The organism is Variovorax sp. OV329 (assembly GCF_900114785.1).
GTDB lineage: Bacteria > Pseudomonadota > Gammaproteobacteria > Burkholderiales > Burkholderiaceae_C > Variovorax.
The window spans coordinates 15,925-39,974 of sequence record NZ_FOUG01000020.1; the positions used below are offsets into that span (position 1 = coordinate 15,925).

At 68.2% G+C, this 24,050-nt stretch carries 21 protein-coding genes and 1 pseudogene; 7 read left to right on the plus strand and 15 right to left on the minus strand.

The annotated features are described in order from the left end of the window. Nucleotides 1-2: 2 nt before the first annotated feature. A complete protein-coding gene (locus tag BM345_RS24955; protein WP_254789992.1) occupies nt 3-2,351 on the minus strand; it encodes a TonB-dependent receptor in 2,349 nt (782 codons plus the stop codon). Between the two features lie 339 nt (nt 2,352-2,690). Here BM345_RS24955 and BM345_RS24960 point away from each other — a divergent pair, with 339 nt between their 5' ends. The 3 genes from BM345_RS24960 (at nt 2,691) to BM345_RS24970 (ending at nt 4,295) form a co-directional block, all read left to right on the plus strand. Then, entirely contained in the window at nt 2,691-3,089 is a 399-nt protein-coding gene (locus BM345_RS24960) for a transcriptional repressor (protein WP_175545142.1), read from the plus strand. A 109-nt stretch (nt 3,090-3,198) separates the two neighbouring features. Next, complete coding sequence (locus BM345_RS24965; RefSeq protein WP_093385178.1) at nt 3,199-3,945, plus strand: hypothetical protein; 747 nt, start codon at nt 3,199-3,201, stop codon at nt 3,943-3,945. Nucleotides 3,946-3,965: 20 nt separating this feature from the next. Beyond that, a complete protein-coding gene (locus tag BM345_RS24970; protein WP_093385398.1) occupies nt 3,966-4,295 on the plus strand; it encodes a thioredoxin family protein in 330 nt (109 codons plus the stop codon). A gap of 15 nt (nt 4,296-4,310) precedes the next feature. On the opposite strand, the gene BM345_RS24975 is transcribed toward BM345_RS24970, so the two are convergent. The 6 genes and pseudogenes from BM345_RS24975 to BM345_RS25000 form a co-directional block, all read right to left on the minus strand. Then, the gene (locus BM345_RS24975; RefSeq protein ID WP_093385182.1) at nt 4,311-5,084 is read right to left on the minus strand and encodes a DeoR/GlpR family DNA-binding transcription regulator; all 774 of its coding nucleotides are present in this window, start codon (nt 5,082-5,084) and stop codon (nt 4,311-4,313) included. A 91-nt stretch (nt 5,085-5,175) separates the two neighbouring features. Continuing rightward, a pseudogene (locus BM345_RS24980) lies at nt 5,176-7,285 on the minus strand (phosphocholine-specific phospholipase C). A 34-nt stretch (nt 7,286-7,319) separates the two neighbouring features. Beyond that, a complete protein-coding gene (locus BM345_RS24985) occupies nt 7,320-7,520 on the minus strand; it encodes a hypothetical protein (RefSeq protein ID WP_093385184.1) in 201 nt (66 codons plus the stop codon). Nucleotides 7,521-7,637: 117 nt separating this feature from the next. Then, complete coding sequence (locus BM345_RS24990; RefSeq protein WP_254789994.1) at nt 7,638-9,746, minus strand: LamG domain-containing protein; 2,109 nt, start codon at nt 9,744-9,746, stop codon at nt 7,638-7,640. A 208-nt stretch (nt 9,747-9,954) separates the two neighbouring features. After that, on the minus strand, nt 9,955-10,371 hold the full coding sequence (locus BM345_RS24995) for a GNAT family N-acetyltransferase (RefSeq protein ID WP_254789997.1): 417 nt from the start codon (nt 10,369-10,371) through the stop codon (nt 9,955-9,957). Nucleotides 10,372-10,470: 99 nt separating this feature from the next. Beyond that, nucleotides 10,471-11,709, minus strand: coding sequence for an MFS transporter (locus tag BM345_RS25000; protein ID WP_093385189.1), 1,239 nt, complete (start codon nt 11,707-11,709; stop codon nt 10,471-10,473). A gap of 329 nt (nt 11,710-12,038) precedes the next feature. Here BM345_RS25000 and BM345_RS30290 point away from each other — a divergent pair, with 329 nt between their 5' ends. Then, on the plus strand, nt 12,039-12,395 hold the full coding sequence (locus BM345_RS30290) for a hypothetical protein (protein ID WP_093385192.1): 357 nt from the start codon (nt 12,039-12,041) through the stop codon (nt 12,393-12,395). Then, on the plus strand, nt 12,388-12,936 hold the full coding sequence (locus BM345_RS29875; RefSeq protein WP_175545143.1) for an antibiotic biosynthesis monooxygenase: 549 nt from the start codon (nt 12,388-12,390) through the stop codon (nt 12,934-12,936). Before BM345_RS30290 ends, BM345_RS29875 begins: the two co-directional genes overlap by 8 nt. Nucleotides 12,937-12,993: 57 nt before the next feature. Here BM345_RS29875 and BM345_RS25015 read toward each other — a convergent pair whose 3' ends face one another. Both BM345_RS25015 and BM345_RS25020 read right to left on the minus strand, forming a co-directional pair. Then, nucleotides 12,994-13,770: a hypothetical protein gene (locus BM345_RS25015; protein ID WP_139237607.1), complete on the minus strand. Its 777-nt coding sequence runs from the start codon at nt 13,768-13,770 to the stop codon at nt 12,994-12,996. A 78-nt stretch (nt 13,771-13,848) separates the two neighbouring features. Then, nucleotides 13,849-14,562: an autoinducer binding domain-containing protein gene (locus BM345_RS25020; RefSeq protein ID WP_093385200.1), complete on the minus strand. Its 714-nt coding sequence runs from the start codon at nt 14,560-14,562 to the stop codon at nt 13,849-13,851. Nucleotides 14,563-14,877: 315 nt separating this feature from the next. On the opposite strand from BM345_RS25020, the gene BM345_RS25025 reads away from it, so the two are divergent. Next, a complete protein-coding gene (locus BM345_RS25025; protein ID WP_093385201.1) occupies nt 14,878-15,285 on the plus strand; it encodes a DUF4902 domain-containing protein in 408 nt (135 codons plus the stop codon). A 60-nt stretch (nt 15,286-15,345) separates the two neighbouring features. Then, nucleotides 15,346-15,939 (plus strand): acyl-homoserine-lactone synthase, encoded by a 594-nt coding sequence (locus BM345_RS25030; RefSeq protein WP_093385204.1) that lies wholly within the window; start codon nt 15,346-15,348, stop codon nt 15,937-15,939. A gap of 85 nt (nt 15,940-16,024) precedes the next feature. Here the strand turns inward: BM345_RS25030 and BM345_RS25035 are convergent, their stop codons facing one another. The 6 genes from BM345_RS25035 to BM345_RS25060 all read right to left on the minus strand — a co-directional run bounded on the left by BM345_RS25035 (nt 16,025) and on the right by BM345_RS25060 (nt 24,043). After that, nucleotides 16,025-18,262, minus strand: coding sequence for an NADP-dependent isocitrate dehydrogenase (locus BM345_RS25035; protein ID WP_093385207.1), 2,238 nt, complete (start codon nt 18,260-18,262; stop codon nt 16,025-16,027). Nucleotides 18,263-18,422: 160 nt separating this feature from the next. Continuing rightward, entirely contained in the window at nt 18,423-19,673 is a 1,251-nt protein-coding gene (locus BM345_RS25040) for a phenylacetate--CoA ligase family protein (RefSeq protein WP_093385403.1), read from the minus strand. 28 nt (nt 19,674-19,701) lie between these two features. Continuing rightward, nucleotides 19,702-20,514 (minus strand): ABC transporter ATP-binding protein, encoded by an 813-nt coding sequence (locus tag BM345_RS25045; protein WP_093385209.1) that lies wholly within the window; start codon nt 20,512-20,514, stop codon nt 19,702-19,704. Between the two features lie 158 nt (nt 20,515-20,672). After that, nucleotides 20,673-21,992: an ABC transporter substrate-binding protein gene (locus tag BM345_RS25050; RefSeq protein WP_093385212.1), complete on the minus strand. Its 1,320-nt coding sequence runs from the start codon at nt 21,990-21,992 to the stop codon at nt 20,673-20,675. Nucleotides 21,993-22,047: 55 nt separating this feature from the next. Continuing rightward, nucleotides 22,048-23,112 carry a branched-chain amino acid ABC transporter permease gene (locus BM345_RS25055; protein WP_093385214.1) on the minus strand — a complete coding sequence of 355 codons (1,065 nt, stop codon included), beginning with the start codon at nt 23,110-23,112 and terminating at the stop codon, nt 22,048-22,050. A gap of 1 nt (nt 23,113) precedes the next feature. After that, nucleotides 23,114-24,043, minus strand: a complete 930-nt coding sequence (locus BM345_RS25060) for a branched-chain amino acid ABC transporter permease (RefSeq protein WP_093385217.1) — start codon at nt 24,041-24,043, stop codon at nt 23,114-23,116. Nucleotides 24,044-24,050 lie beyond the last annotated feature (7 nt).

Here is a 24,050-nt window from a genome sequence, read left to right on the forward strand (position 1 = left end):
AATCAGAAGCGTACCCCGACGGTCGCCATGTACGTGCGCTGCTGGCCCGCGATCACGAAGCCCGGGTACAGCTGGTCGCCGTAGAGCTTGTTGGTGAAGTTGCTCACGTTCAACTGCGCGAACACGTCCGGGGTGAACTTGTATTCGAGCATCGCGTCGCCCACCACGTAGCCAGGCACGTAGGCCGTGGTCGAGGCCGCACCCGTGGTGCCCTGCAGCGGACGGTTCTCCGAGGCGCCGCGGATGCCGCCGGCCACGCGCAGCTTCTGCGTGGCCTGGTAGCTCACCCACAGTGCGCCGCTGTTCTTGGGCACCAGGCCCACGGGCGAGCCGACGATGTTGGCGTTCACGCTGCCGGCCTTGTCGATCTTCGCATCGGGGATGTAGGCGTACGACAGGTACACCTCCCACTGCGGCGTCAGGCGCCCCACCACCTCGAGCTCCAGGCCCTGCGAGTGGCGCTTGCCCGACAGCAGGTAGGCGTCGCCGGCGAAGTCGGAGTCGGTGGTGCGCTCGTTGTACTTCTCGGTGCGGAAGATCGCCGCACGGGTGGACAGCTTGCCGTCCAGCCAGTCGAGCTTGCCGCCCACTTCGATGTTGCGGCTCTTCTCCGGCGGCGTGTTGGCGTTCTGCGGCGTCACGTACTGGTAGGTGTCGGCCGCGGTGTTGAACGAGGTGCCGTACGAGAAGTAGTAGGACTGCGCGGCCGTGGGCTGGTAGAGCACGCCGGCGCGGTAGCTGGGCGGCTGCTCCGACAGCTTGGAGCTCACCGTCGCGCTGGGGTTGGTCGTGTTGGTGTTGGCATAGCTGATCTGCGAGAAGTCGCCGCGCATGCTGTCCCAGCGCAGGCCGCCCAGCAGCTTCCAGTGCTCGGCGACCTGCACCAGGTCCTGCACGTAGGCGCCGAAGTTGCTGGCGGAGTATTCCTGCGTCTTGCGGTAGGTCGGGCTGACGGCCAGGTTGGGCAGGCCGTTCGGGTTGGCCACCGTGGTGGTGCCCTTGTAGAAGTTGGTCCCCACCGTGCCCCACGCGCCGAAGCGGTCGGCCGATTCGCGCGAGGCGTCGACGCCCGCCAGGATCTCGTGCTTGTAGCCACCCCAGTTGAAGGTGTTGCTGTAGTCGCTCTGCAGGTAGGTGCCCTTGTAGTGGTCCTTGCGCGGCGCGAGGCCGATGCCGTAGACATAGGTGCTGGGCGCCAGGTTGGAAGCGTTCACCGCTCCCGCCGCCGCGCACGAGGCCGCGCCCGTGGCGCTGAACGAGGGAAAGCGGTTGCAGAAGGCCGCCGTGGTGCCCCATTGCGAGCGGTCGAAGGTGCCGCTGCGCGCCTGCGTCTTGATTTGGCCGCCGTCGTCGAAGGTGTGGAGCCACGAGCCGTTGACGTAGGCCGCCTCGCCCTTGAGGTAGTCGCTGGGGCTGCCGTAGTAGGCGCCGGGCTGCAGCGCCGGGATGGTGCTTTGCGCGATGCCGTTGTTGAAGGTGCCGTTGGCCAGGTAGCGCGTGCCGGCCATGGGCACGTTGTCCACGTTCAGGTAGAAGGCACCGACGCTGAATTCGTCGCGCGAGCCGATGCCCCAGCTGTATTGCGGCGCGATGCCGTACTTGTCGATCTTGGCGCCGTCGTTGTCGGCCTTGTTCCACATGGCGTTCAGGCGGAAGGCGGAGTCTTCGCCCAGGCGCTTGTTCATGTCGGCCGTGGCGCGGTAGAAGCCGTCGCTGCCCACGGTGCCCACCAGGTCGTTCTGGTCGGCCAGCAGGGGCTTCTTGGTCACCTGGTTGATCACGCCGCCGGTGGAGCCGCGGCCGAAGAGCATGGAGGCCGAGCCGCGCAGCACCTCGATGCGGTCCAGGTTGAAGGTGTCGCGGTCGTACTGCGAGGGGTCGCGCATGCCGTCGATCAGCAGGTCGCCCACCGTGGCCACGGGGAAGCCGCGCAGGCGGATGTCCTGGTCGGTGCCGTTCTCTGTCGCCGCGAAGGTGATGCCGGCCGAATAGTGCAGCGCCTCCTTCAGGGTGTTGAGCTTGGCGTCATCCATCAGCTTCTCGGTGATGACGTTGATCGAGTTGGGCACGTCGCGGATGTCCTGGTTGCCCTTGGCGACGCCGGTCTTGGTCGTCTGCAGCTGGTCCCTGCCCTGGATGTCGGCCTCGCCCGTCACCGTGATCGGGCTGAGCGTTCCGCTGGCCTGCGGCGCCGCGGCCGGCTGCGCGGGCGACTGGGCCCAGCTGCTGACCGAGGCGGCCAGCATCAGCGCCCCCAGCGGGAAGGCGCCGGCCTCGCTGGCAATGCAGGGACGTGGAGAAGACAGGCGCGCAGCATGCTGCACCGCCTTGCGACGAGTAGGTCTAGCCAAGATGGCCTCCAGTGAGGGCTGCCCGAGGGGCAGCGATGTGAAGGCTGGCTATCCCGAAGAACGGAGTTGGCTCGCCGAAATGAGAATAATTCCGAAGTATATCGACTGGTTACAAAAGTAGAGCTTCACATCCCCACCCTCTGGGGCCTGATTTCAGGAGCGGGCACTGGATATCCGCTCGGCGGGACGTAGACTGTGGCGTCCTACCAACTGACAAAGACAATGTCACACCAAGCTGCATCTGGCACTGTCCCGCCACGAAGCCCGCCTTCATCAAGGTCGGCGCAGCGCTCCCTTGCGGATGGGCGCCATCGCCAGTCCCCGCCGACGAACGAGGCCTTGATCGAGCGGATCCAGCGAGGCCTGGGCCCGGCGGTGTCGCGGCGCGTCGGCCCGCAGCACGCGGCGGTGCTGGCCACCATGCTCGAGATGGGCAACCCGGCGCCGGAGGTGCGAGACATCTACCGCGCCATGCTCGAATCCGGCCGGGACATGGTCATGGCCCGCCTGTATCGCGTGCTGCGCGTGCTGGAAGAGGCCGAGGTGGTCCGGCGCGACTGGAATGCCTACGGCGGCCGGGTGCGCGGCGCCTACCGCGTGCAGGGCCGCGATGGCGAGCCGGGCGACGACGCTGCCGCCTGCGCGCAATGCGGCGGCGCCCATGCAGCGGACGCGCCGCACTTCCAGCGCGGCGGCCGCCCCGGCGGCGTGGCCATCACCTTGGCCGACAAGTCATGAGGACGCGGCGCACAGGGTAAGCTTTGCCCTGGCGCTGCCCCTGTCTCCCAACCGCAGCCGCGGCGCCACCCGGCCCTGCCTTGCAGGGCTTTCCTTTGCGTGATCCAACATGTTCGAGGCCTTTGTCGTCATCGCCCGCGAGGCGGGCGAGTTGCTCCTGATCCTGCTGGCCCTGTCGCATGCCGCCCGCCGCGGTGGCCGGCCGGCGCTCATGCGGTGGGCGGGCGCGGGCGTGCTGGCCGGATTCGCGGGCGCCTGGGCCATCGTGGCCGCCCTGCCGCCCTCGGGCATGAACGAGTGGCTGGACATCGCCCTGACCTTCGGCTTCGGTCTGTCGCTGGCGCTGGTGTCCTGCGGCACCATGGCTTCGCTGGCGGGCGTGGGCGAGCGCGCGACCGAGTTGCTGGACACCTGGGCGGCGCACCCCGCCGCGGGTGTCGCCGTGTTCGCGTTCGGCGCCTTCAGTGCGCTGCGCGAGGCGCTGGAGGCGTTGATCCTCATCCGCTTCATCTCCGCGCAGGAGCCTGCGCACGACGTGGCCCTGGGCATCGTGCTCGGCCTGGTCGCCTGCGGCCTGCTGGCACTGGCGTGGCGCGCGTTGGCCGCCCATCGAGGCACGCGCTGGACCTTCCGGCTCTCCGCCGTGATCCTCTTCGTGCTGGGCGCGCAGATGGTGATCGAGGCCGTGGTCGAAACCCTGGTGCGCGGCGTGGGCGGCCAGATGCTCGTGCGCCTGGGCTATGCGATGCTGCCCTACCTGGAAAACGGCGAGCGCTACTGGATGCTGTGCGCCGGGCTGGCGCTCATTCCGCTGGCCCTGTGGACGCGGGTATGGTGGCGCCGCGCCGGCACCTGATCGCAGAAGGAAACACGAACATGACCGCAGAGTACGCCAACGAAGACCTGACGCGCGCGCAGGTCGATGCCGACAAGGGCACCACGGTGCTGGAGTTCGGCGCCACCTGGTGCCCCATCTGCCAGGGGGCGCAGCCACTCATCGACCAGGCCCTGCAGGGCCGCCCGTGGAAGCACCTGCAGATCGACGACGGGCCGGGGCGACCTCTGGGCCGCTCTTTCCAGGTCAAGCTCTGGCCCACGCTGGTGTTCCTGCATGACGGCAAGGTGCTCGCGCGCGTGGTGCGGCCCCAGACGGCGCAGGACCTGGCGGACGCTTTGGCCAAGACCGAGGAATCGGCGGCGGGTTAGCCGACCGCCCTCGGTTCAGGCGAACGCGATCGCGCAGCCGGCTTTCTGCAGTTCGTCCAGGCCGGGCTGCCGGCGCGCGCCGCCGTCGGTAACCACGGTATCGATGGCCGCCAGGCTCGCGTAGGCGATGCGGCTGCGCTGGCCGATCTTGCTGTGGTCGGCCAGGATCACGCAGCGCCGGGCGCTGGCCACCATGGCACGCGCCACCTCCGCCTCGCTGCGCTCGAAGCTGCTGGCGCCATGCGAGGCGCAGATGCCCACTGGCGAGAGCAATGCCACGTCGGCGCTGTAGCGCTGGATCTCGGCAATCGTCAGATCGCCGGAGGTGGCCGGCGCCTCGGTGAGCAGCCGTCCCCCCAGCAGGATCACTTCGTTGGCCTTGCGAAAGTGCTCGTCCCTGTTGAGTGTGCGCGCCACGTCCAGGCCGTTGGTGATCACGGTGAGGCCGGCGAGGGCGCTCAATTCCTCGGCCAGTTGCGCGGTGGTGGTGCCGGCATCGATCAGCAGCGTCTGCCCGGGCGAGAGCAGGCGCACGGCCGCGCGCGCGATGGCTTTCTTCTCCCTGGCGCGGCTGGCCTGGCGAACCGCCAGCGGCGCCTCGCCGCCGATGTCCAGGGCCACGCCGCCACCGTGCACGCGGCGCAGCGCGCCCTCGGTTTCCAGCTCCTGCAGGTCGCGCCGGATGGTCTCGCGCGAGACGAGCAGGTCGCGCACCAGGCGCTCGGTGCTCACTTCGCCATGGGCCGTCAGCAGGGCCTTGATGCGATGGAAGCGAGCTTCTTGAAGCATGGGTCGTCCGGGTGGGAAACGAAGCGGGGCGCACGCGGCGCCCCGGGTTCAGGAAGCGGGGCGCCGCGGATCGTAGCAGCGCCCCGGTGCCTCAGAGATCGCCCAGGCCCATGGCCGGGTCGCTCACCGAGTGCGCGCCCGTTTCCACGCGGCCGGCGAAGCGGCGGTAGTAGGACGGATCGGCACTGCTGGTGACGGCGAAGTCGTACCAGCGGCCGCTGCCCTTCAGGTCCCAGTGCTGCTCGGCCGAGCTGCCCGCCGCCACGGTTGCGGTCCACGGGCCGTCCTCGCGGTAGGCCTTGGCGCGGATGACGAAGTTGCCGTTGCCGGAGCCGCCGTTGAGCATCTTCAGGAAGACGTTGCCGTTGGCCACGTCATAGCACACGCGCACCTCCGGGTTCGGCGCGCCGCCCGCGCGCAGGCGGTTGAGGTCGCCGCGGAAGTGGCGGTGGTAGCCGTTGGGGCCCAGCACCCACAGGTCGTACAGGCCGGCGTTGTCGGTCATGGCGGCCCAGCTGTCTTCCAGCAGGCGGTCGGGCTGCACCATGTAGCGGCGCGGCGGGCGGTCCAGGTGCAGCTTGTCGTAGACGTGGAACACGGCGGCCTGCTTGCCGGTGTTGGAGAAGATCAGGCGCACCGTGCCCGCAGTGGCGTCGGCGCGCGCACTGGTGTGCAGCTCGTAGGGCAGGGCGCGCGAGGGCCGCGTGCCGATCGACTGCACCGGCAGTTGCGGGTTGGTCGGGGGCACGATCTGCGCCAGCGCCTGCTGGGCGGCGCGCAGCTGGTCGGCCGCGGTCTTGCTGGTGCGCCCGCCCAGCGTGGGCAGCGCCTCGCTGTTGGGCGTGGCGAAGTTGAAGGCGCTGGTCAGGTCGCCGCACACCGCGCGGCGGTAGGGGCTGATGTTGGACTCCACCACGCCGAAGCGCTGCTCCAGGAAGCGCAGCACCGAGGTGTGGTCGAAGACCTGAGAGTTGACCCAGCCGCCGCGGCTCCAGGGCGAGATCACGTACATGGGCACGCGAACGCCGGGGCCGTAGACCTTGCCGTCGGCCACCGGCTGGCCGGTGGAGGCGGCTGCGTGGGTGTAGCGCTCGAAGGCCACGTCGGCTTCCGGCAGCGTGGTCTTGCCGGCCACCGCCGGGTTGCCGCTGCCGTCGGTGTAGGTCGAGGGCGCGCAAGGCGAGGGCACGTGGTCGAAGTAGCCGTCGTTCTCGTCGAAGTTCACGATCAGCACCGTCTTGCTCCACACCTCCGGCACGGCGGTGAGCGCATCCAGCACTTCCTGGATGTACCAGCCGCCCTGCACCGGGCTCGACGGGCCGGGGTGCTCCGAGTACGTGGAGGGCGCAACGATCCACGACACCTGCGGCAGCTTGCCGGCGAGGATGTCCTGAGGCCGGAGACACCTTGGTCGAATCGTGGGAGACGGGCTTGCCCGAGACCTCGTTGGCCAGGCGGTACTGCTTGAAGCCGGCCAGCGGGTTGTCGGTGTAGTTCTCCGGCATGTTCTGGTAGACGATCCAGCTCACCTTGGCTTCTTCCAGCCGCTCCGGATAGGTCTTCCACTCGTAGCCCTGGGTGGAGGCGCCGATAGCGTCCCACACGTTCACCACCGAGGCCACGTTCGCGCCGGTGGGGCCGTTGGTGCCGGTCCAGTGGAACATGCGGTTGGAGTTGGTGCCCGTGTGCATCGCGCAGTGGTAGGCGTCGCAGATGGTGAAGGCATTGGCCAGCGCGAACTGGTAGGGCAGCTCCGCTTCCTTGAAATGGCCCATCGACGCGTTGGTCTTGTAGCGCGGCCATTCGCACATGCGGCCGGCGTCCCAGGCGTTCTGCCCGTCGCCCCACGAATGCGGCGTGCCGCTCACGCGCTGCGCGTTGCCCTTGCTGCTGTCCAGGTGGTAGGGCAGCACCGGCTTGCCGTTGGCATCGGACTGCTGCCACACCGACAGGCCCTTGGGTAGCGGGATGGTGAAGCGGTCGCCGAAGCCGCGCACGCCCATCAGCGTGCCGAAGTAATGGTCGAAGGAGCGGTTCTCCTGCATCAGGATCACCACGTGCTCGACGTCCTGGATGGTGCCGGTCTTGTTGTTGGCCGGGATGGCCAACGCGCGGCGGATGCTGGGCGGGAAGGCGGCCAGCGTGGCCGCGGCGACACCGGCGTTGGCCGATGCGCGGAGGAACTTGCGACGGGAGTTCATGCGTTCTTGTGTGGGTGTTGTGGGTTCGGATGAATCAGGGCGCGCAGCGCAACTGGGGCGGCGTGCCGGCGTTGTCGGTGGGCGGCGTCGTGCCGCCGTCGCCGCCGTTGCCGGTGGCCGGTGGGGTGCTGCCGCCAGGCGTGGAGGACGAGGAGCCGCCGCCGCAGGCCGCGAGCGCGAGGCAGGTGGCGGCCAGCACGAGGCCGAGCCGCAGGGAAGGAAGGAGTTGCTTCATGGTGGTGTGGGTGTGGTGCTGCTTCTTTGCGGGAATGCAGGATGCGAACTCCCCCGCCCGCCGCGGCCATGGGGCCGCGCGGTTCGAAGTCGTCGTACTCCTGCGGGAGTTGGGGGGTCAGTGCGCCAGCGTGGACAGCGGCTGGCCCGACTTGAAGAGGGTCGCGATCTCGTCGGCCGTGAGGGCGCGCTTCCAGATGGCGAAGTCGTCGAAGTCCATCGCGCCGCGCGGCGAGGCGGCATTGCGCTGGTAGTACAGGCCCGTGCCGTCCTCGTTCAGCCCGATGCCGTTGCCCAGGCCGCCCAGCTTGGCCACCAGTGCCGAGGTGATGGCGGTGCTGCCGGCCTGCGTGCCCAGCGCCGGATCGATCACGTAGCCGGACATCTTGAGGCTGGCCTTGTCGATGACCACTGCCACGTAGGCCCACTGGCCGGCGCTCAGCTTGTAGCCGTTGCTGTCGGCCCGCGCGCTGCCGGTGCCGACGTTGAAGCGGATCTCGCAGCTGCCGAACAGGCCGATGGCCAGGCCGGCCGCGCTGCCGCTGTCGTAGTTCTTGTTGGCGACCACCGAGGCGCCGTTGCTCACGCCCTGGCTGCAGGTGGCGTCGGTGCGCATCCAGAAGCCGATGGTGTAGGCCGTGACCGAGGCGTCGGTGGCCACGTCGCTGGCCTGCAGCAGGCGGTAGCCGGCCAGGCCGCTGGCGTTCTTCACGTTGGCGTCCACGCGCAGGGCCTTGGCCTTGTAGGCGGGCTTGAAGGGGTCGTCGGACACCAGCGATCCGCCGTCGGCGTCGGCGGCCCAGGACGCCATGGTCGATGCCGCCATCGCGTCGGTGGGCGCGAGGGCACCGAAGGGGTAGTACAGCGCCAGGCCCTGGGCCAGCGTGGGCGCCAGCACCACCGGCTTCACGTAGTTGATGGATGCGTCCAGGCCGGTCGCAGAGTCGCCGGCCACCACCGTGTAGCGATAGCGGTGGACGCCGTCCGCCGGTGCCACGATGGCATCGTTGTAGCCCGTGCTGCCGGCGGCCAGCGTGGCCACCAGCGTGCCGTCGCGCAGCACCTGCACCGGCACGTCGGTGTTGCCGGCCAGCGTCCAGGACAGCACCAGGCTGGCCTTGTCCGAGCCCGTGGCGGCGCGCAACTGGCGCACTGCAGTCGTGGCTTGCAGCGCGATGCCGTCGAAGCCGCGCTGCGCGGCCGCGGGCAGCAGGCCCAGGTGCGCGAGCGCGGTGGGCGCCAGGTCGGCCGCGGAGGCGCCCTGCATCAGCGTGGCCAGGTCGGCGGGCGCGACCGTGCCCACGCCGGGCAGCAAGGCCAGTGACTTGTTGCTGGCGATGACGACGGTCTTGTCCTGCAGCGACTGCGCGCCGGTGGCACTGCCGAAGGCATCGAGGCCGTGGTCGCTGGCGAGCAGCACCAGCCAGTCTTCCTTCGGGTCCTGCGCCTGGCGGCGCGCGATGGTGTCGAGCAGGCGCTGCACGCCGGCAGCGGTGCTGCCGACGCTGGCGCGGTAGGCGCTGCTGCCCAGCCCATCGAGGGCCGCCTGCGCGGGCGCCGCGTACTCGGCCACCAGCAGGTCGCTGCCGGCGGCGATGAGGCGGGCGGCATGCGTGGTCACGCAGTTGTCGTCGGCCGCGCAGTCGACGAAGTCGTCGATGCCCGCCGCCACCGGCGCGTCATTGCCCAGGCTTGCCGCTGTGAGGCTGCTGGCCACCACGCTGGTGCGGTACGCATAGGGCTGCGTGCGCTGCCGGGCCTGGGCCAGCAGCGTGGGCGTGCGCGCGATGTCGATGTGCTGGCCGCCGCCGTCGTACTTCACGCCGTGGCGCGCCCAGGTGCCGGTGAGCAGCGTGGCCCACGCCGGGCCGGTGGTGGTGGGCTGCTCGCTGGGCGTGCCGCCGACGCCGCCGGTCCAGGCCGGCGCCGCCTTCAGGCTGGCCAGCGCGCCGCCGGCGTGGAGGCCCTGCAGCGCTGCGTAGGTGAGGCCGTCGACCTGGATCATCAGCACCTTCGGCCCGCTGTGGCCTGCGTTGACCGGGTCGCTCGAAGGCCCATCGGAGCCGCCGCCGCTTGCGAGCGGCGGCGTACTGGTGGAAGAGGGGCTGGTGCTGTCGCCGCCCCCGCCGCATGCGGCCAGGGACGACAACACGACGATGCTTGCGATCGCCGCTTTCAGCCGGTGCGGCTGCACGCGCAGGTGAATCCAGGGTGAGTGATGTGGCATGGCATTTCCGGAGGGGATGCCGCGGCGGGCCGCGGCGCGATGTTGTCGATGCGTTGCCGGGACCCGCCATGCGCGAGGAAAGGCAACAAATGACTCAAAAGCACAATATGCCAAGCAGAAATGTCAGGTCCGTGAATGAGCGAGCGCGCGCCGACCTCGCATCCGCCGGTGCGGTCCGAAGAGATGGGCGGTCCGGCGGGCGCCGGCTTCAGTCCGCCGGCCGCTTGATGACGAAGCCGCGCTCCACGTCGCCATCGAAGCCGAGCTTCTCGTAGACCCGATGGGCCTGAGGTCGCAACGCGCCCGAGAGCAGGACCACCTTGCAGCAACCCAGTTGCCATGCCTGCTCGAGCGCGAAGCGAAGGCAGGCCTCGGCCAAGCCGCGGCGCCGCAGGTCCGCAGCCGTGACCACATGTTCGATGAAGCCGATGGGACGGCCGCCGCTGGCGAGGTTGGCGATCAGCGCCAGCATGCAGGTTGCGCCGATCCGCCCTTCGGACTCGCCTACGACAACCAATGACTGCGCGCCGTCGCTGATGCGGGCCCAGAGCCGGGCGGCATTCTCGCGCGCGAGCGGCGGGTCGTGCGGCCGCAGTTCGCGGTACAGCGCGAGGACGGCGTCCATGTCCGCCTCGCCGGCCTTGCGAGTGATCATCAGCGTGTCTCCGGGCGATGCCGGCCCGCCCGTGCGAATGCGGGCAGCGCCGATCGGCCAGTGGCGACTTTATCGATCCTGCCGTGAAGGCGCGCTTTTCCTGCGCGACGGAATCCAGTAGGCGAGCGTGCCCGCCGCCACCAGCGCAATCAGCCCCGTGGTGGCGATGCCCGCGGCCAGCGAAAGGCTCGCCGCGAGAAAGGACAGCAGCGCCGGCCCGCCGGAGGAGCCGATATCCGACAGCAGTCGCCACACGCCCAGGAAGTGCGCGCGCCCGTGCCGCGGCGAATGGTCGGCGCCCAGCGTCATGATCATTCCGGAGCCGATGCCGTTGCCGAAGCCGATGGCCAGCGCGGCGATCAGCAGGGTGGCGAAGCCCGTGCTCAGCGGCAGCAGCAGCAGCGCCACGCCCATGATGATCATCGAGGGCACCGCCACCCAGCGCCTGCCGTTGCGGTCCATGACCTTGCCCGCGGGGTAGAACACCAGCATGTCGATGCCGCCGGCCAGGCCGTAGATCAGCGAGGCCACCGCCGGTGCCAGGGCCAGGTGCTCGGCCCACAACGGGATGACGGCCTGGCGCGAGGCGCGCACCGCGCTGACCAGCAGCACGCCGATGCCCAGGGTGAGGAACACCCGCCGGTGGTCGCGCAAGGTCGACAGGATGGTGGTCGGCTCTGGCTGGACCTTCCCCTCGGGCAGCGGCGGGGCGACCAGGTCCGGGATGCTCGCGCCCACGGCGGCAGCGCCCAGCACGGCCACAAGCCCCACGACGTAGGCGGCGCCCAGGCCGAAGGCGTGCACCGCGGCGGCCGATAGAAAAGGGCCGGCGAACATCCCGATGCGCATCACCCCGCCCAGCGTCGAGAGGGCTCGTGCGCGGTAGACGATCGGAACGGCTTCCGTCATGTAGCTCTGGCGCGCCAGGTTGTAGACGGCCTGGGACATGCCCACGATGAAGCATCCCGCGGCGAACAGCCCCAGATGCGAAGTGCCCACGCACAGCGCCATGCCGATTGCGCTCCAGATTCCCGCGGCAACGATTGCCCAGCGCTCGCCCCAGCGGATCGTGATCATGGAGGCGGGGATGTTGTTGAGCAGCGAGCCCATGCTGATGAGCGCCACGATCAGTGCCGCCATCGGCACTGACGCGCCCAGGTCGCGCGCCGTCAGCGGAATGATGGGGAGGATGGCGCCCTCACCCAGGCCGAACAGCAGCGACGGGCCGAAGGCAGGGACGGCGATCTTGCGAAGGGAGAACTCGGAGCTCGGCGAGGCGGCGGTGGGTGGCGCGGAGGGGGGCGGCATGCAGGCAGGGCGGGGCTCGGATCGGGGCCCGGCCCGGCGGGAGGGCAGGCGGGCCGCCATTGTCCCGCCGCTGCGCCAAGCCTGCAGCGCTGGGGGCTCTTCGCGGCGATCGAGGCGAGGGCCAGCCCACCGCAAGGCGTGGACAGCGTTCCCACGCCGATTGTCCGCGTGGCCCTACAGGTGGCCCCTATCGCCGTCGCGAGGCGCGCCGCAGAATGAATCGAACGAGGCGCCTGCCGGCGACCTGGGCCTGGCACCAACCCGCGTGCACGACGGGCGCGGGGCGCTGCTTCTTCTCAACCCCCTCATCCATCCACAGGAGCTCACACATGGGCACGTCCACCTACTCTTCGGCCAACGACACCGTGACCCGCCCCGCCCATCAACCGCGGGATTGGGTTCGCCAGGCGATCACCTGCGACGATCGCCGCCCGAGCATGCCCCACGAGCACCTGGCCACCCTGGCCGCCGGCGTCGGTCTTCTCTTCTGTGCGCTGACAGTGCCACGTCGCGCCGTGGCCGTCGTGCATGCTGCATTGGGCGGCGCGCTGCTGTTGCGCGCGGCCTCGGGCCGCGACGGCCTGCGCAAGTGGAGCGGTTCGGCCGGCGCGCGTCCGCCGGTCGATCCGACGTCGGACACGGCGGTCACGCCGGCGCAAGCGGATTTCGATCCCGGTGGTGTCTGAAGTCCTGCAACGGCCAGGGCCATTGGACCCCAAAGAGCGCACCTTCTTCTTATTTCTCGGTGCGATGCGAGCCGATACCTCGCAATATTCGTCCGAAGCTGCAATTCCGCACTGGGCGAAGTGCACTGTGCGCGGCATCATCGTGATCTGGATCGGGCCAGCGCTGGCCCGTCATGGATGCCGCCCACCGATGACCCCCATACTGCGTACCTGGACCTTCTGGATTCACACCCATCTGCGCGAGGAATGCCGCGTGCACCTGGAGGCGACCAAGCTGCCGGAGTTGCGGGCGCAGCCCGGCAACAGCCGAGCGGCCGCAGTGTTCCGGGAACTGGAGGACGGCACGACCGAAGTTGTCGTGATGTCGGTCTGGGATTCGATGGCCAGCATCGAAGCCTTCACGGGCAAGGCACCGCTGACGCCCACCATCGATCCCCAAGACCGCCCCAAGCTCTTCGACCACGAGCCACAGGTGCGGCACTACCCCATGCGTACCTTGGACGACGTGCCGGCGGATTTGTTGCGCGAAATCAGTCCCTGAGCGGCCGGCCGAAGTCTCTTCTCGTTCTTGTCTTCCTATTGCCCGTAGAGCGTTCTTCTAGAGCGCGCCGCACAGCGCCACCGCATAGGTGGCATCGCCCCGCGTGTCGAATCCCTGCTTGGCCGGAAGGCGCAGGTCGAACACGCCGCCGGGAGAAGCGCCGCGGTCGGCCGTGTTGGTGAAGCGGCGCACCACGCCCTTGAGCGCAGCGTCCACCGTCTGCTGGGCAGTACGGCGGCGCACCACGATTTCGCGGATGCGGTTGCGGTCATGGCGCACCAGCGCCTGGTGGTCGCCTTCCACCACGCACAGCGTGCCTTCCTCGAACTTCAGCACGCTCTGAAAGCGTTTCCACACGGAAGCCACGGAAGGCTTGATGGCGCTGAGTTCGCAGTCGCACTGGCGGGCGAAGTCCGACAGCTCGGCGTGCAGCGCGGACGAGATGCAGGACACCAGTTGGCCGCCGTCTGCCGACGGATCGCCGAAGAAGAAGGACACGGCGCGCGAGTCGGTGCCGTAGACCTGCTCGTAGTGCGCCCGCGCGTAGGCGGTACGGCTGTCGGGGTCGACCCACTCGGGCGACCAGGGCAGGACAAAGTACTGGGCTTCGGAGGGGCCGACGATCCAGACCAGGGAGCGTTGCCCGGGCGTTTCCCGGATCCAGCGCTGGAGCGCCGCCATGGCCGCAGGGCGCTCGCCGTTGAAGAACTGGAAGCTGGCCTTGCGCGTGACCGTCGCACGACCCCAGGTGCGCTGCACCTCGCAGGCGATCAGTGCGCCTGGCGCGAGGTGCACCCGGATTTCGGCGCCGCTGAGGAGTTTTGGAAGTCCCATGCGCACATTGAACCCGGAAACGGCGCAGAAGAAAGCTCACAGAAATGATAGGTCCGCGACAGGCCGCGGCAGTGCAAGCTAATTGAGGAGGCCTGAAAGCAGGGCCTGCACCACCGCTGCCGTTTTGTTGGCGGCCCCCATTTTCTGAACCACGTTCTTGATGTGAAAGTTCACCGTCGGTACCGAAATCGACAGGATCGCACCGATGTCGGCGGCGGTCTTGCCGTCCGCGGTCCACTTCAGGACCTCGATCTCGCGCGGCGTCAGCGGCGACTCGGGCACGACCGCGTAGCGCGGCTTCATGAAGCGCGACAGCGCCAGGTGCGCCGCCTGCACCAGCCAGCGCATCTCGCTTTCCTTGGCCGCAAGCTCCTGCACATTGAGGATTTCGGTCGAGCGCGACAGTGTCAGCATCCCGCCAACGCCGAAACCGTCCAGGCTGGACTGGGCCCAGCCGAAGCGAAGGCCGTGGTCGCGCGCCTCCTCCCACAGGTTGCGGGCGGAAGCAAAGACCTCGTCCGTCCATACCAGCGGCTCCTGGCTGAGCCGGCCGTGGCGCACGCTGGGGTCGATGTTCAGGTAGCCGGCCTGGAGGTAGCGGGCCTGCCAGTCGACGGGATAGTTGTTGAGGGTGATGACCTTGGGGTTGGACACCGGAACCGCCAGCCGCAGGCCGTAGGCGCAGTGTTCGAAACCGAGCCGGCGCGCTTCCGCTTCCAGGGCGTCGAAGACGGCCTGCTCGCTGGGCGCCCGGTCGAGGGCGGTCAGCAGGTTTTCAGCGGATGGCTGCATGGCGGACCCGCCACGGGGCGGGTGACGTCAAGCGCTCATGGTCGGACATGGAAGGCTCAGCGTGGCGCCGCCATGGATGGCGAACGTTTGAATCCCTGAACCTTCAATTTACATGAATCGAGACAGTCTGACTGTGGTGGCAATGCCCATGGGTGGCCGCGAAAAGTGTGAATCGCGTGAGGATTTCTGCAGAAGTCGCGCCTGCCTTCGCACCAGCGCTTGATGCGGGCGCCAGCCGGCATCAAGCTGAAGCAATAGCGTTGAACGAGCGCCGCGTCTGTTGGTGCTCACATACCGTCGAATGGAGAGTTGAACATGAGAACAATTTCGTCAGATGGCTACCTGCGGCTGAAGACCCGGGAGCTGGACTGCATCCCGCTGAAGCACCTGATTTCCAACGTCGACGACGAGGAAATCAGCCAGGCGCCCAGTTGCGCCGTCACCACAACCTTGTCCGGCTACACGGAATGGGTCAGCCCGATCGAGCCCACCCTCAGCATCGGCTGGGACTGGGAGTGGCGGGGCCTGGCCGGGAAGTCGGCCGGCGTGGTCCGCCTGGGCCTGCCGCGCACCAACATCCTCGTGGTTTCCGATGCCTGCGTGCCGCTTCCGTGGGAAGACAGCCTGCAGGTGCTGGCCGGCTTCATCGACGCCATCGACTGGCAGCGCGCCGCCCTGGATGCAGCTTTCCGCTCGGGTAACGATGTGACCTACAAGAACTGATAGTTTCGCCGGCGCGGCCTGGGCGATGAAATGTCCCGATACAACTCGGGATTTAATCAAATGGAAGTACTTGCCGGCCGCCCCCACGAACTCTCCCCTCAGCTGCTCGAAAGCGTCGAGCGCTACCGCTACAAGGTCTTCGTCGAAATGCTCGGCTGGGAGCTGGATACGCCCCCCGGCCTCGAGCGCGACCAGTTCGATCATGCGGGCACCCTGTACCTGGCCGCGCGAGACGAGCAGCAGAACGTGGTGGGCACCGCCCGCCTGCTGCCGACCACCAGCCCCTACCTGCTGGGCGATGTCTTCCCGCAGCTGATGGGCGGCGCCGAGCCTCCCAAGGACCCCGTGGTGTGGGAGCTGTCGCGCTTCGCTGCGGTCGACTTCACGGTGCCCAATGGCGGCGCGCTGGGCCAGTTCTCGTCGCCGGTGGCCGTGGGCCTGCTGGAGAAATCCATCGAGCTGGCGGCCGCGCAGGGCGCGCAGCGCCTGATCACCGTGTCGCCGCTGGGCATCGAGCGCCTGCTGCGCCGCGAGGGCTTCCGCGCGCACCGCGCCGCGCCGCCGCAGATCATCGACGGGCATCCGATCTTCGCCTGCTGGATCGAGGTGACGCCGCGCACGGTGCCCGCACCGCGCAGCCAGACCACGCACTGAGTGCATGCGGGCCAGCCGCACTGCCCGCTGACCGGGGCGCACGGCGCAAGGAACAGCGGCCCTGCAAGAGGGCCGCTTCCGCTTTCTAGCGCGCCACGGCCGCGAGTGCGGCGTTGAGCGTGGCGCTCGGGCGCATCACCGCGTCGGTCTTGGCGGTGTCGGGCAGGTAGTAGCCACCGATCTCGGCGGCCTTGCCCTGCACGGCGGCCAGCTCGTCGACGATCTTCTGCTCGTTGCTGGACAGCGCGGTGGCCAGCGGCTTGAACTGGGCCGCCAGGTCCTTGTCCTCGGTCTGCTCGGCCAGTGCCTGCGCCCAGTACATCGCCAGGTAGAAGTGGCTGCCGCGGTTGTCGAGCTGGCCGGTCTTGGGGCTCGGGCCCTTGTTGTTGTCCAGCAGCTTGCCGGTGGCGGCGTCCAGCGTCTTGGCCAGCACCTTGGCCTTGGGGTTGTTGTTCTTGATGCCCAGGTCTTCCAGGCTGACGGCCAACGCGAGGAATTCGCCCAGCGAATCCCAGCGCAGGTGGTTCTCTTCCACCAGCTGTTGCACATGCTTGGGCGCGGAGCCGCCGGCGCCCGTTTCGTACATGCCGCCGCCGGCCATCAGCGGCACGATCGACAGCATCTTGGCCGAGGTGCCCAGCTCCATGATCGGGAACAGGTCGGTCAGGTAGTCGCGCAGGATGTTGCCGGTGGCGCTGATGGTGTCCTGGCCGCGGATCACGCGCTCCAGCGTGTAGCGCATGGCACGCACCTGGCTCATGATCTGGATGTCCAGGCCGGTGGTGTCGTGCTCGTGCAGGTACATCCGCACCTTGGTGATGAGCTGCGCTTCGTGCGGGCGGTAGGCGTCCAGCCAGAAGACCACCGGCATGCCCGAGTTGCGCGCACGCGTGACGGCCAGCTTGACCCAGTCGCGCACGGCGGCGTCCTTGGTCTGGCACATGCGCCAGATGTCGCCCTTCTCCACGTCCTGGCTCATCAGCACTTCGCCGGTGTTCAGGTCGGTGATGTTGGCCACGCCGTCTTCGGGGATCTCGAAGGTCTTGTCGTGCGAGCCGTATTCCTCGGCCTGCTGCGCCATCAGGCCCACGTTGGGCACGGTGCCCATGGTCTTGGGGTCGAAGGCGCCGTGCCACTTGCAGAAGTTGATGATCTCCTGGTAGATGCGGGCGAAGGTCGACTCGGGCATCACGGCCTTGACGTCCTTCAGGCGGCCGTCGGCGCCGTACATCTTGCCGCCGTTGCGGATCATCGCCGGCATGGAGGCGTCGACGATCACGTCGTTGGGCGAATGGAAGTTGGTGATGCCCTTGGCCGAGTCCACCATGGCCAGCTCGGGGCGGTGTTCGTGGCAGGCGTGCAGGTCGCGCTTGATCTCGTCCTGCGTGCTCTGGGGCAGTGTGGCGATCTTGTTGTACAGGTCGACCATGCCGTTGTTGACGTTCACGCCCAGCTCGTCGAAGAGCTTGGCGTGCTTCTCGAAGGCCTCGCGGTAGAAGATGCGCACGCAGTGGCCGAACACGATGGGGTGCGACACCTTCATCATGGTGGCCTTCACGTGCAGCGAGAACATCACGCCGGTCTTGCGAGCGTCCTCGATCTGCTGCTCGTAGAAGGCCAGCAGTTCCTTCTTGCTCATGAACATCGAGTCGATCACCTCGCGGTCCAGCAGCGAGACCTTGGGCTTGAGCACGATGGCCTTGCCGCTCTTGGTGATCAGCTCCATCTTCACGTCGCGGGCCTTGTCCAGGGTGATGGACTTCTCGCCGTGATAGAAGTCGCCGTGGTGCATGTGCGACACGTGCGAGCGCGAGGCCTGGCTCCAGTCGGCCATGCTGTGCGGGTGCTTGCGGGCGAATTCCTTCACCGCCTTGGGTGCGCGCCGGTCGGAGTTGCCTTCACGCAGCACCGGGTTGACGGCGCTGCCGATGCACTTGTTGTAGCGGGCGCGGATGTCCTTTTCCTCGTCCGTCTTCGGGCTCTCGGGGTAGTCGGGGATCTTGTAGCCCTTGCCCTGCAGCTCCTGGATGGCCGCCTTGAGCTGTGCGACCGAGGCGCTGATGTTGGGCAGCTTGATGATGTTGGCGTCCGCCCGCAGCGTGAGCTTGCCCAGCTCGGTCAGGTTGTCCGGCACGCGCTGGGCCTCGGTCAGCGCATCCGGAAACTGTCCCAGGATGCGGCTGGCCACCGAGATGTCGCTGGTCGTCACCGAGATGCCCGCGGGCGCCGCGAAGGCCTGGATGATGGGCAGCAGCGAAGCGGTCGCCAGGCGGGGAGCCTCGTCGGTGAGGGTATAGATGATCTGGGGGGTTCCGGCGGTCATAGCAGTCTTGCGAAGAGGTGGAAACAACGCCATTCCGCCCGTCGCCATGGCCGGCGGAAATCGCGAACTGCCGAACTTTAGCAAGTTGGCGCGGGCTTGCCCCCATCCGGCCCCTTAAACCCTCAACTGGCGCAGGCTGGCGGGCCGTGCGCAACGGCGCTTACTTGTAGCTGCGCGCGTCTTCGATCACCTTGCCGTCATTGGGCAGGATGCCTTCGCCGACGATGCGCACGTCCCCGCGCAGCTTGGTCACCTCGCGGATCGCCTCGGATGCGCGCTCGGCCAGCCCTTCGGGCGCTTGCGCACATTCCAGGTGCAGGGTCATGCGGTCGTCGGCCATCTCGCCCTCCACCACCAGCCGGGCGCGCAGCACCTCGGGGAAGCGCCGGACGATGGCGGCCACCTGGCCGGGGTGCACGAACATGCCGCGCACCTTGGTGGTCTGGTCCGCGCGCCCCATCCAGCCCTTGATGCGCTGGTTGGTGCGGCCGGTGGGGCAGTGGCCGGGCAGCAGCGCCGACAGGTCGCCGGTGCCGAAGCGCACCAGCGGGTAGTCCATGTTGAAGGTGGTCACCACCACCTCGCCCACTTCGCCGGCGGGCACCGGGTCGCCGGTGCCCGGACGCACGATCTCCAGCAGCACGCCTTCGTCCAGCACCAGGCCTTCGCGCGCGGTGGTCTCGTAGGCGATCAGGCCCAGGTCGGCAGTGGCATAGCACTGCAGTGCCTGCATGCCGCGCTGGGCGAACCATTCCACCAGGCTGGGCGGGCAGGCCTCGCCGGAAACCAGCGCCTTGGTCATGGAGGACAGGGCGAGCTGCTTCTCCGCCGCCTTCTCCATCAGGATCTTGAGGAAGCTGGGGGTGCCCGCGTAGCCCTCGGGCTTCAGGTCGGCGATGGCCTCCACCTGCTGCTCGGTCTGGCCGGTGCCTCCGGGGAACACCGTGCAGCCCAGCGCGTGGGCACCGGTCTCCATGATCGAGCCGGCTGGGGTCATGTGGTAGCTGAAGCTGTTGTGGATCAGCTCGCCTGCGCGAAAGCCTGCGGCATGCAGGGCGCGGGCGGTGCGCCAGTAATCGGGCGTCGCGCCCTCTGGCTCGTAGATGGTGCCGGGGCTGGCGAACACGCGCCGCATCAGCGGGCCGCGGCCGATGGCGGCGAAACCGCCGAAGGCGTCGGCCGCGCGCGACTTCTGCTGCAGCGCCAGCAGTTCGCTCTTGCGCGTGACCGGCAGGCGGGCCAGGGCATCGCGCGAAGTCACCTGCGCGGCGTCGACCTCGGCCAGGATCCTTCCCAGCGCGTCGGAGGCTTTCTGCACGTGCGCGATCTGCCGGGGCAGGCGTTCCATCAGGCGGCGCTCGCGCTCCTGCGGTTCGCGCGTCTCGAGGGCGTCGTAGTGGGGGTTGCTCATCATCCCTAGCCTTCCGATGTCCGGGTGCTCATGCCAGCCAGCGCTTGCGGCGCTTGTAGCTCTTCACGTCGCGGAAGCTCTTGCGGTCCGCGCCGCCCATGCCCAGGTAGAACTCCTTGACGTCCTCGTTCTCGCGCAGGCTGGCGGCTTCGCCGTCCATGACCACGCGGCCGTTCTCCAGGATGTAGCCGTAGTCGGCGTAGCGCAGCGCCATGTTGGTGTTCTGCTCGGCCAGCAGGAAGGTGACGCGCTCCTTCTCGTTGAGGTCCTTCACGATGCCGAAGACCTCTTCCACGATCTGCGGCGCCAGGCCCATGGACGGCTCGTCCAGCAGCACCACGCTCGGGTTGGCCATGAGCGCGCGGCCGATGGCGCACATCTGCTGCTCGCCGCCGGAGGTGTAGGCCGCCTGCGAGCCGCGCCGGGTCTTCAGCCGCGGGAAGTAGGCGTAGACCTTCTCCAGCGTCTCGGCCACCTTCGCCTTGCCGTCGTCGCGGGTGTAGGCCCCGGTCAACAGGTTCTCCTCGATGGTGAGGTGGGCGAAGCAGTGCCGGCCTTCCATCACCTGCACCAGCCCGCGCTTGACCAGGGCGGCCGGCGACAGCGCCTCGATGCGTTCGCCACGCAATTCGATGGTGCCCTTGGTCACCGCGCCGCGCTCGCCGGCCAGCAGGTTCGACACCGCGCGCAGCGTGGTGGTCTTGCCCGCCCCGTTGCCCCCGAGCAGCGCCACGATGCCGCTTTCCGGCACCTGCAGCGACACGCCCTTGAGCACCAGGATCACGTGGTTGTAGATGACCTCGATGCCGTTGACGTCGAGAAGGATCTTGCGTTCGTTCATATCGTCTCTAGTACATGTGGAAGCGAAGCACGCCGCGCTTCCAGATGCCGGCTCGCAGGAACCGGAGCCCTCCCGCCGGCGGAGGGTAGGAGGGGGTTGCTGTCAGTCCGGCAACGCTTGCTGCAGCGCCGTCCAGGCACTGCGCTCGATCGCAGCCGTCATGCGCCGCAGTCGGTCGCGTCGCGGCGGGTCAGCTTCTTGTCGGCGACGTACTTGTCGGCCGAGGTCTTGACCATCGGCTTGATGATCTGCTCGTCGGCCTGGTACCAGTCGGACATGCCGCCCCACTGGCTGCCGTCCCAGGTGTAGACGCGCGCCCAGCTCGAGCCCATGTGGTCCTGGCAGGATGTGCTGATGGGGCGCAGCACGCCCGAGAAGCCCAGCGAGTCCAGCTTCTTCTGGTCCAGCGCCAGGTTCTCCAGGCCCCAGCGCACCTGCTCGCCGGTCATGACCTTGCCCTTGCCGAAGCGCTCCTGTGCGCGGCGCACCGCTTCCACGCCCAGCATCTGGATGATCACGCCGCGCGTGTACAGCACCGAGCCCACCTCGTCCTTCGGACCGGTGCCCTGGCCCTTCTCATGCACCTGCTTGAGGATGTCCTGGATCACCTTGGGCTGCGTGCCCGAGGTGTTCAGCGCCAGCGCGTTGTAGCCCTTGGCATTGGCGCCCACGTCCTTCACGTCGGGCTCGGCGCCGGCCCACCACACGCCGTACATCTTCTCGCGCGGGTAGCCGGTGGCCACGGCTTCCTTCAGCGCGGTGGAGTTCATCACGCCCCAGCCCCACAGCAGCACGTAGTCGGGCCGCTGCTGGCGCACCTGCAGCCAGGCCGACTTCTGCTCCACGCCCGGCGCGGTCACCGGAATGAGCGAGAGCTCGAAGCCGCTGAGCTTGGCGCGCTCCTGCAGCAGCGGGATCGGCTCCTTGCCGAAGGGCGAGTCGTGGTAGACCAGCGCGATCTTCTTGCCCTTGAGCTTGTCCAGCCCGCCTTCCTTCTTGGCGATGTGCTGGATCAGGATGTCGGCCGCCGTCCAGTAGCTGCCCATCAGCGGGAAGTTCCACTTGAAGGCCGAGCCGTCCTGCGAGGCGGCCAGGCCGTAGCCCAGCGTGAGCAGCGGGATCTTGTCGGCCGGAGCCTTGTCGGTGAGCGCGAAGGTGATGCCCGTGGCCTGCGGATCGATCAGCGTGGCGCCCTTGCCCTTGAGGCGCTCATAGCACTCCACGCCCTTGTCGGTGGCATAGCCGGTCTCGCACTCTTCATACGAGATCTTCACGCCGTTGATGCCGCCCTGCGCGTTGACCAGCTTGATGTAGTCCTGCTTGCCATTGGCCCACGGCGTGCCGTTGGGCGCGTAGGGGCCGGTGCGGTAGACCAGCAGCGGGAAGAACTGCTCCTTGGCAGCCTGTGCCATGGCCGGCGCGGCGCCCAACAGGGCAGACACCGCGGCCAGGGCCAGCGCGATCGACTTCAGCTTCATCTTTGTCTCCTTTGGTATGGCACTCGGGGTGCGGTCTTGCTAACGACTGGGTGAATCAATGGGGGAAGGGCCACAGGCGCAGCTTCTCCTTGCCCGTGGACCACAGGCGCGCGAGACCATGCGGCTCGACGATGAGGAAGAAGACGATCAGCGCGCCGAAGATCATGAATTCCAGGTGCGAGGCCAGCGCCGTCGAGATGGAGAAGCCGAACCAGCCCGGCAGCTGGTTGAGGAAGAGCGGCAGCAGCACGATGAAGGCGGCGCCGAAGAAGCTGCCCATGATCGAGCCCAGCCCGCCGATGATCACCATGAACAGCAGCTGGAAGGAGCGGTCGATGTTGAAGGCCGCCGGCTCCCACGCACCCAGGTGGACGAAGCCCCACAGCGCGCCCGCCACGCCCACGATGAAGCTGCTCACCGCAAATGCCGTGAGCTTGGCGTACACCGGGCGGATGCCGATCACCGCGGCCGCCACGTCCATGTCGCGCATGGCCATCCACTCGCGGCCGATGGCGCTGCGCACCAGGTTCTTGGCCAGGAGCGCGAACACCACCACGAAGGCCAGGCACAGCACGTATTTCTCGATGGCCGACTCGATGGGAATGCCCAGCACGTTGAGCCCCGCCACGCTCACCGATCCGGACGCCGAGTTGTTGGTGAACCAGTTGATGCGAAGAAAAGCCCAGTCGGTGAAGAACTGCGCCGCCAGCGTGGCCACCGCCAGGTACAGCCCCTTGATGCGCAGCGAAGGGATGCCGAAGAGCACGCCCACGCCGGTGGCGCACAGCCCGCCCAGCAGCAGCGAGGCGATCAGCGGCATGCCCGGGATGCGCACGTGGAAGTTATAGGCCGCGTACGCGCCCACCGCCATGAAGGCGCCCGTGCCCAGCGAGATCTGCCCGCAGTAGCCCACCAGGATGTTCAGGCCCAGGGCGGCCAGCGAGAGGATCAGGAAGGGGGTGAGGATGGCGCGCAGCCAGTAGTCGGACACCGCCATCGGCACCACGACGAAGGCGATGACCAGCAGCGCGAGGATGGCGACGCGGTCCTGCAGGATCGGGAAGATCTGCTGGTCGGCGCGGTAGCTGGACTTGAACTGGCCGTTTTCTCTATAAAGCATGTCAAACCCGATCGATGATCTTCTCGCCGAACAAGCCTTGCGGGCGCACCAGCAGGAACCCGAGCGCCAGCACATAGGCGAACCAGATCTCGATGCCGCCGCCCAGCAGCGGCCCGAGGTAGATCTCCGACAGCTTCTCGCCCACGCCGATCAGGAGGCCGCCGATGATGGCGCCGGGAATCGAGGTCAGCCCGCCCAGGATCACCACCGGCAGCGCCTTCAGCGCCACCAGCGACAGCGAGAACTGCACGCCCAGCTTGGAGCCCCAGATGATCCCCGCCACCAGTGCCGAGAAGCCCGCCACCGACCACACGATCACCCAGATGCGCGAGAGCGGGATGCCGATGGACTGCGCTGCCTGGTGGTCGTCCGCCACCGCGCGCAGGGCCCGGCCCGTGGCCGTCTTCTGGAAGAACAGGGCCAGCAGCACCACCAGCAGCGCGGCGATGCCGGCCGCCACCAGGTCTTCCTGGCTGATCAGCAGGCCGCCCTCGAAGACCTTGTCGAACACCAGCAGCGGTTCCTTGGGCATGCCGACGTCGATCTTGTAGATGTCGTTGCCGAACAGCGTCTGGCCCAGGCCGTCGAGGAAGTAGGCGATGCCCAGCGTGGCCATGAGCAGCGTCACGCCTTCCTGGTTGACCAGCTTGCGCAGCGCCAGCCGCTCGATCAGCCAGGCCACCACGACCATCACCCCCATGGCCGCGATGAAGGCCAGCAGGTTGGCCAGTACCAGGCTCTGGAAGCCGAACCACAGCGGGAACCATTCGGCGAAACGCGCCATGGCCAGCGCCGCGAACAGCACCATCGCCCCCTGCGCGAAGTTGAAGACGCCCGAGGCCTTGTAGATCAGCACGAAGCCGATGGCGATGAGCGAATACAGCATGCCCACCATCAGGCCGCCGAAGAGAGTCTCGAGGAAAAAGCCCATGTTCTTG

What these genes read in the sequence shown, in the direction of transcription:
- BM345_RS30290 (WP_093385192.1), top strand. Translation starts at nt 12,039, where the DNA reads ATGGGCACGTCCACCTACTCTTCGGCCAACGACACCGTGACCCGCCCC.
- BM345_RS25045 (WP_093385209.1), bottom strand. Translation starts at nt 20,514, where the DNA reads ATGAACGAACGCAAGATCCTTCTCGACGTCAACGGCATCGAGGTCATC.
- BM345_RS24985 (WP_093385184.1), bottom strand. Translation starts at nt 7,520, where the DNA reads ATGAAGCAACTCCTTCCTTCCCTGCGGCTCGGCCTCGTGCTGGCCGCC.
- BM345_RS24990 (WP_254789994.1), bottom strand. Translation starts at nt 9,746, where the DNA reads ATGCCACATCACTCACCCTGGATTCACCTGCGCGTGCAGCCGCACCGG.
- BM345_RS25050 (WP_093385212.1), bottom strand. Translation starts at nt 21,992, where the DNA reads ATGAAGCTGAAGTCGATCGCGCTGGCCCTGGCCGCGGTGTCTGCCCTG.
- BM345_RS24965 (WP_093385178.1), top strand. Translation starts at nt 3,199, where the DNA reads ATGTTCGAGGCCTTTGTCGTCATCGCCCGCGAGGCGGGCGAGTTGCTC.
- BM345_RS24975 (WP_093385182.1), bottom strand. Translation starts at nt 5,084, where the DNA reads ATGCTTCAAGAAGCTCGCTTCCATCGCATCAAGGCCCTGCTGACGGCC.
- BM345_RS25015 (WP_139237607.1), bottom strand. Translation starts at nt 13,770, where the DNA reads ATGGGACTTCCAAAACTCCTCAGCGGCGCCGAAATCCGGGTGCACCTC.
- BM345_RS25025 (WP_093385201.1), top strand. Translation starts at nt 14,878, where the DNA reads ATGAGAACAATTTCGTCAGATGGCTACCTGCGGCTGAAGACCCGGGAG.
- BM345_RS25000 (WP_093385189.1), bottom strand. Translation starts at nt 11,709, where the DNA reads ATGCCGCCCCCCTCCGCGCCACCCACCGCCGCCTCGCCGAGCTCCGAG.
- BM345_RS25020 (WP_093385200.1), bottom strand. Translation starts at nt 14,562, where the DNA reads ATGCAGCCATCCGCTGAAAACCTGCTGACCGCCCTCGACCGGGCGCCC.
- BM345_RS25040 (WP_093385403.1), bottom strand. Translation starts at nt 19,673, where the DNA reads ATGAGCAACCCCCACTACGACGCCCTCGAGACGCGCGAACCGCAGGAG.
- BM345_RS25060 (WP_093385217.1), bottom strand. Translation starts at nt 24,043, where the DNA reads ATGGGCTTTTTCCTCGAGACTCTCTTCGGCGGCCTGATGGTGGGCATG.
- BM345_RS24995 (WP_254789997.1), bottom strand. Translation starts at nt 10,371, where the DNA reads ATGGACGCCGTCCTCGCGCTGTACCGCGAACTGCGGCCGCACGACCCG.
- BM345_RS25035 (WP_093385207.1), bottom strand. Translation starts at nt 18,262, where the DNA reads ATGACCGCCGGAACCCCCCAGATCATCTATACCCTCACCGACGAGGCT.
- BM345_RS24970 (WP_093385398.1), top strand. Translation starts at nt 3,966, where the DNA reads ATGACCGCAGAGTACGCCAACGAAGACCTGACGCGCGCGCAGGTCGAT.
- BM345_RS25030 (WP_093385204.1), top strand. Translation starts at nt 15,346, where the DNA reads ATGGAAGTACTTGCCGGCCGCCCCCACGAACTCTCCCCTCAGCTGCTC.
- BM345_RS25055 (WP_093385214.1), bottom strand. Translation starts at nt 23,112, where the DNA reads ATGCTTTATAGAGAAAACGGCCAGTTCAAGTCCAGCTACCGCGCCGAC.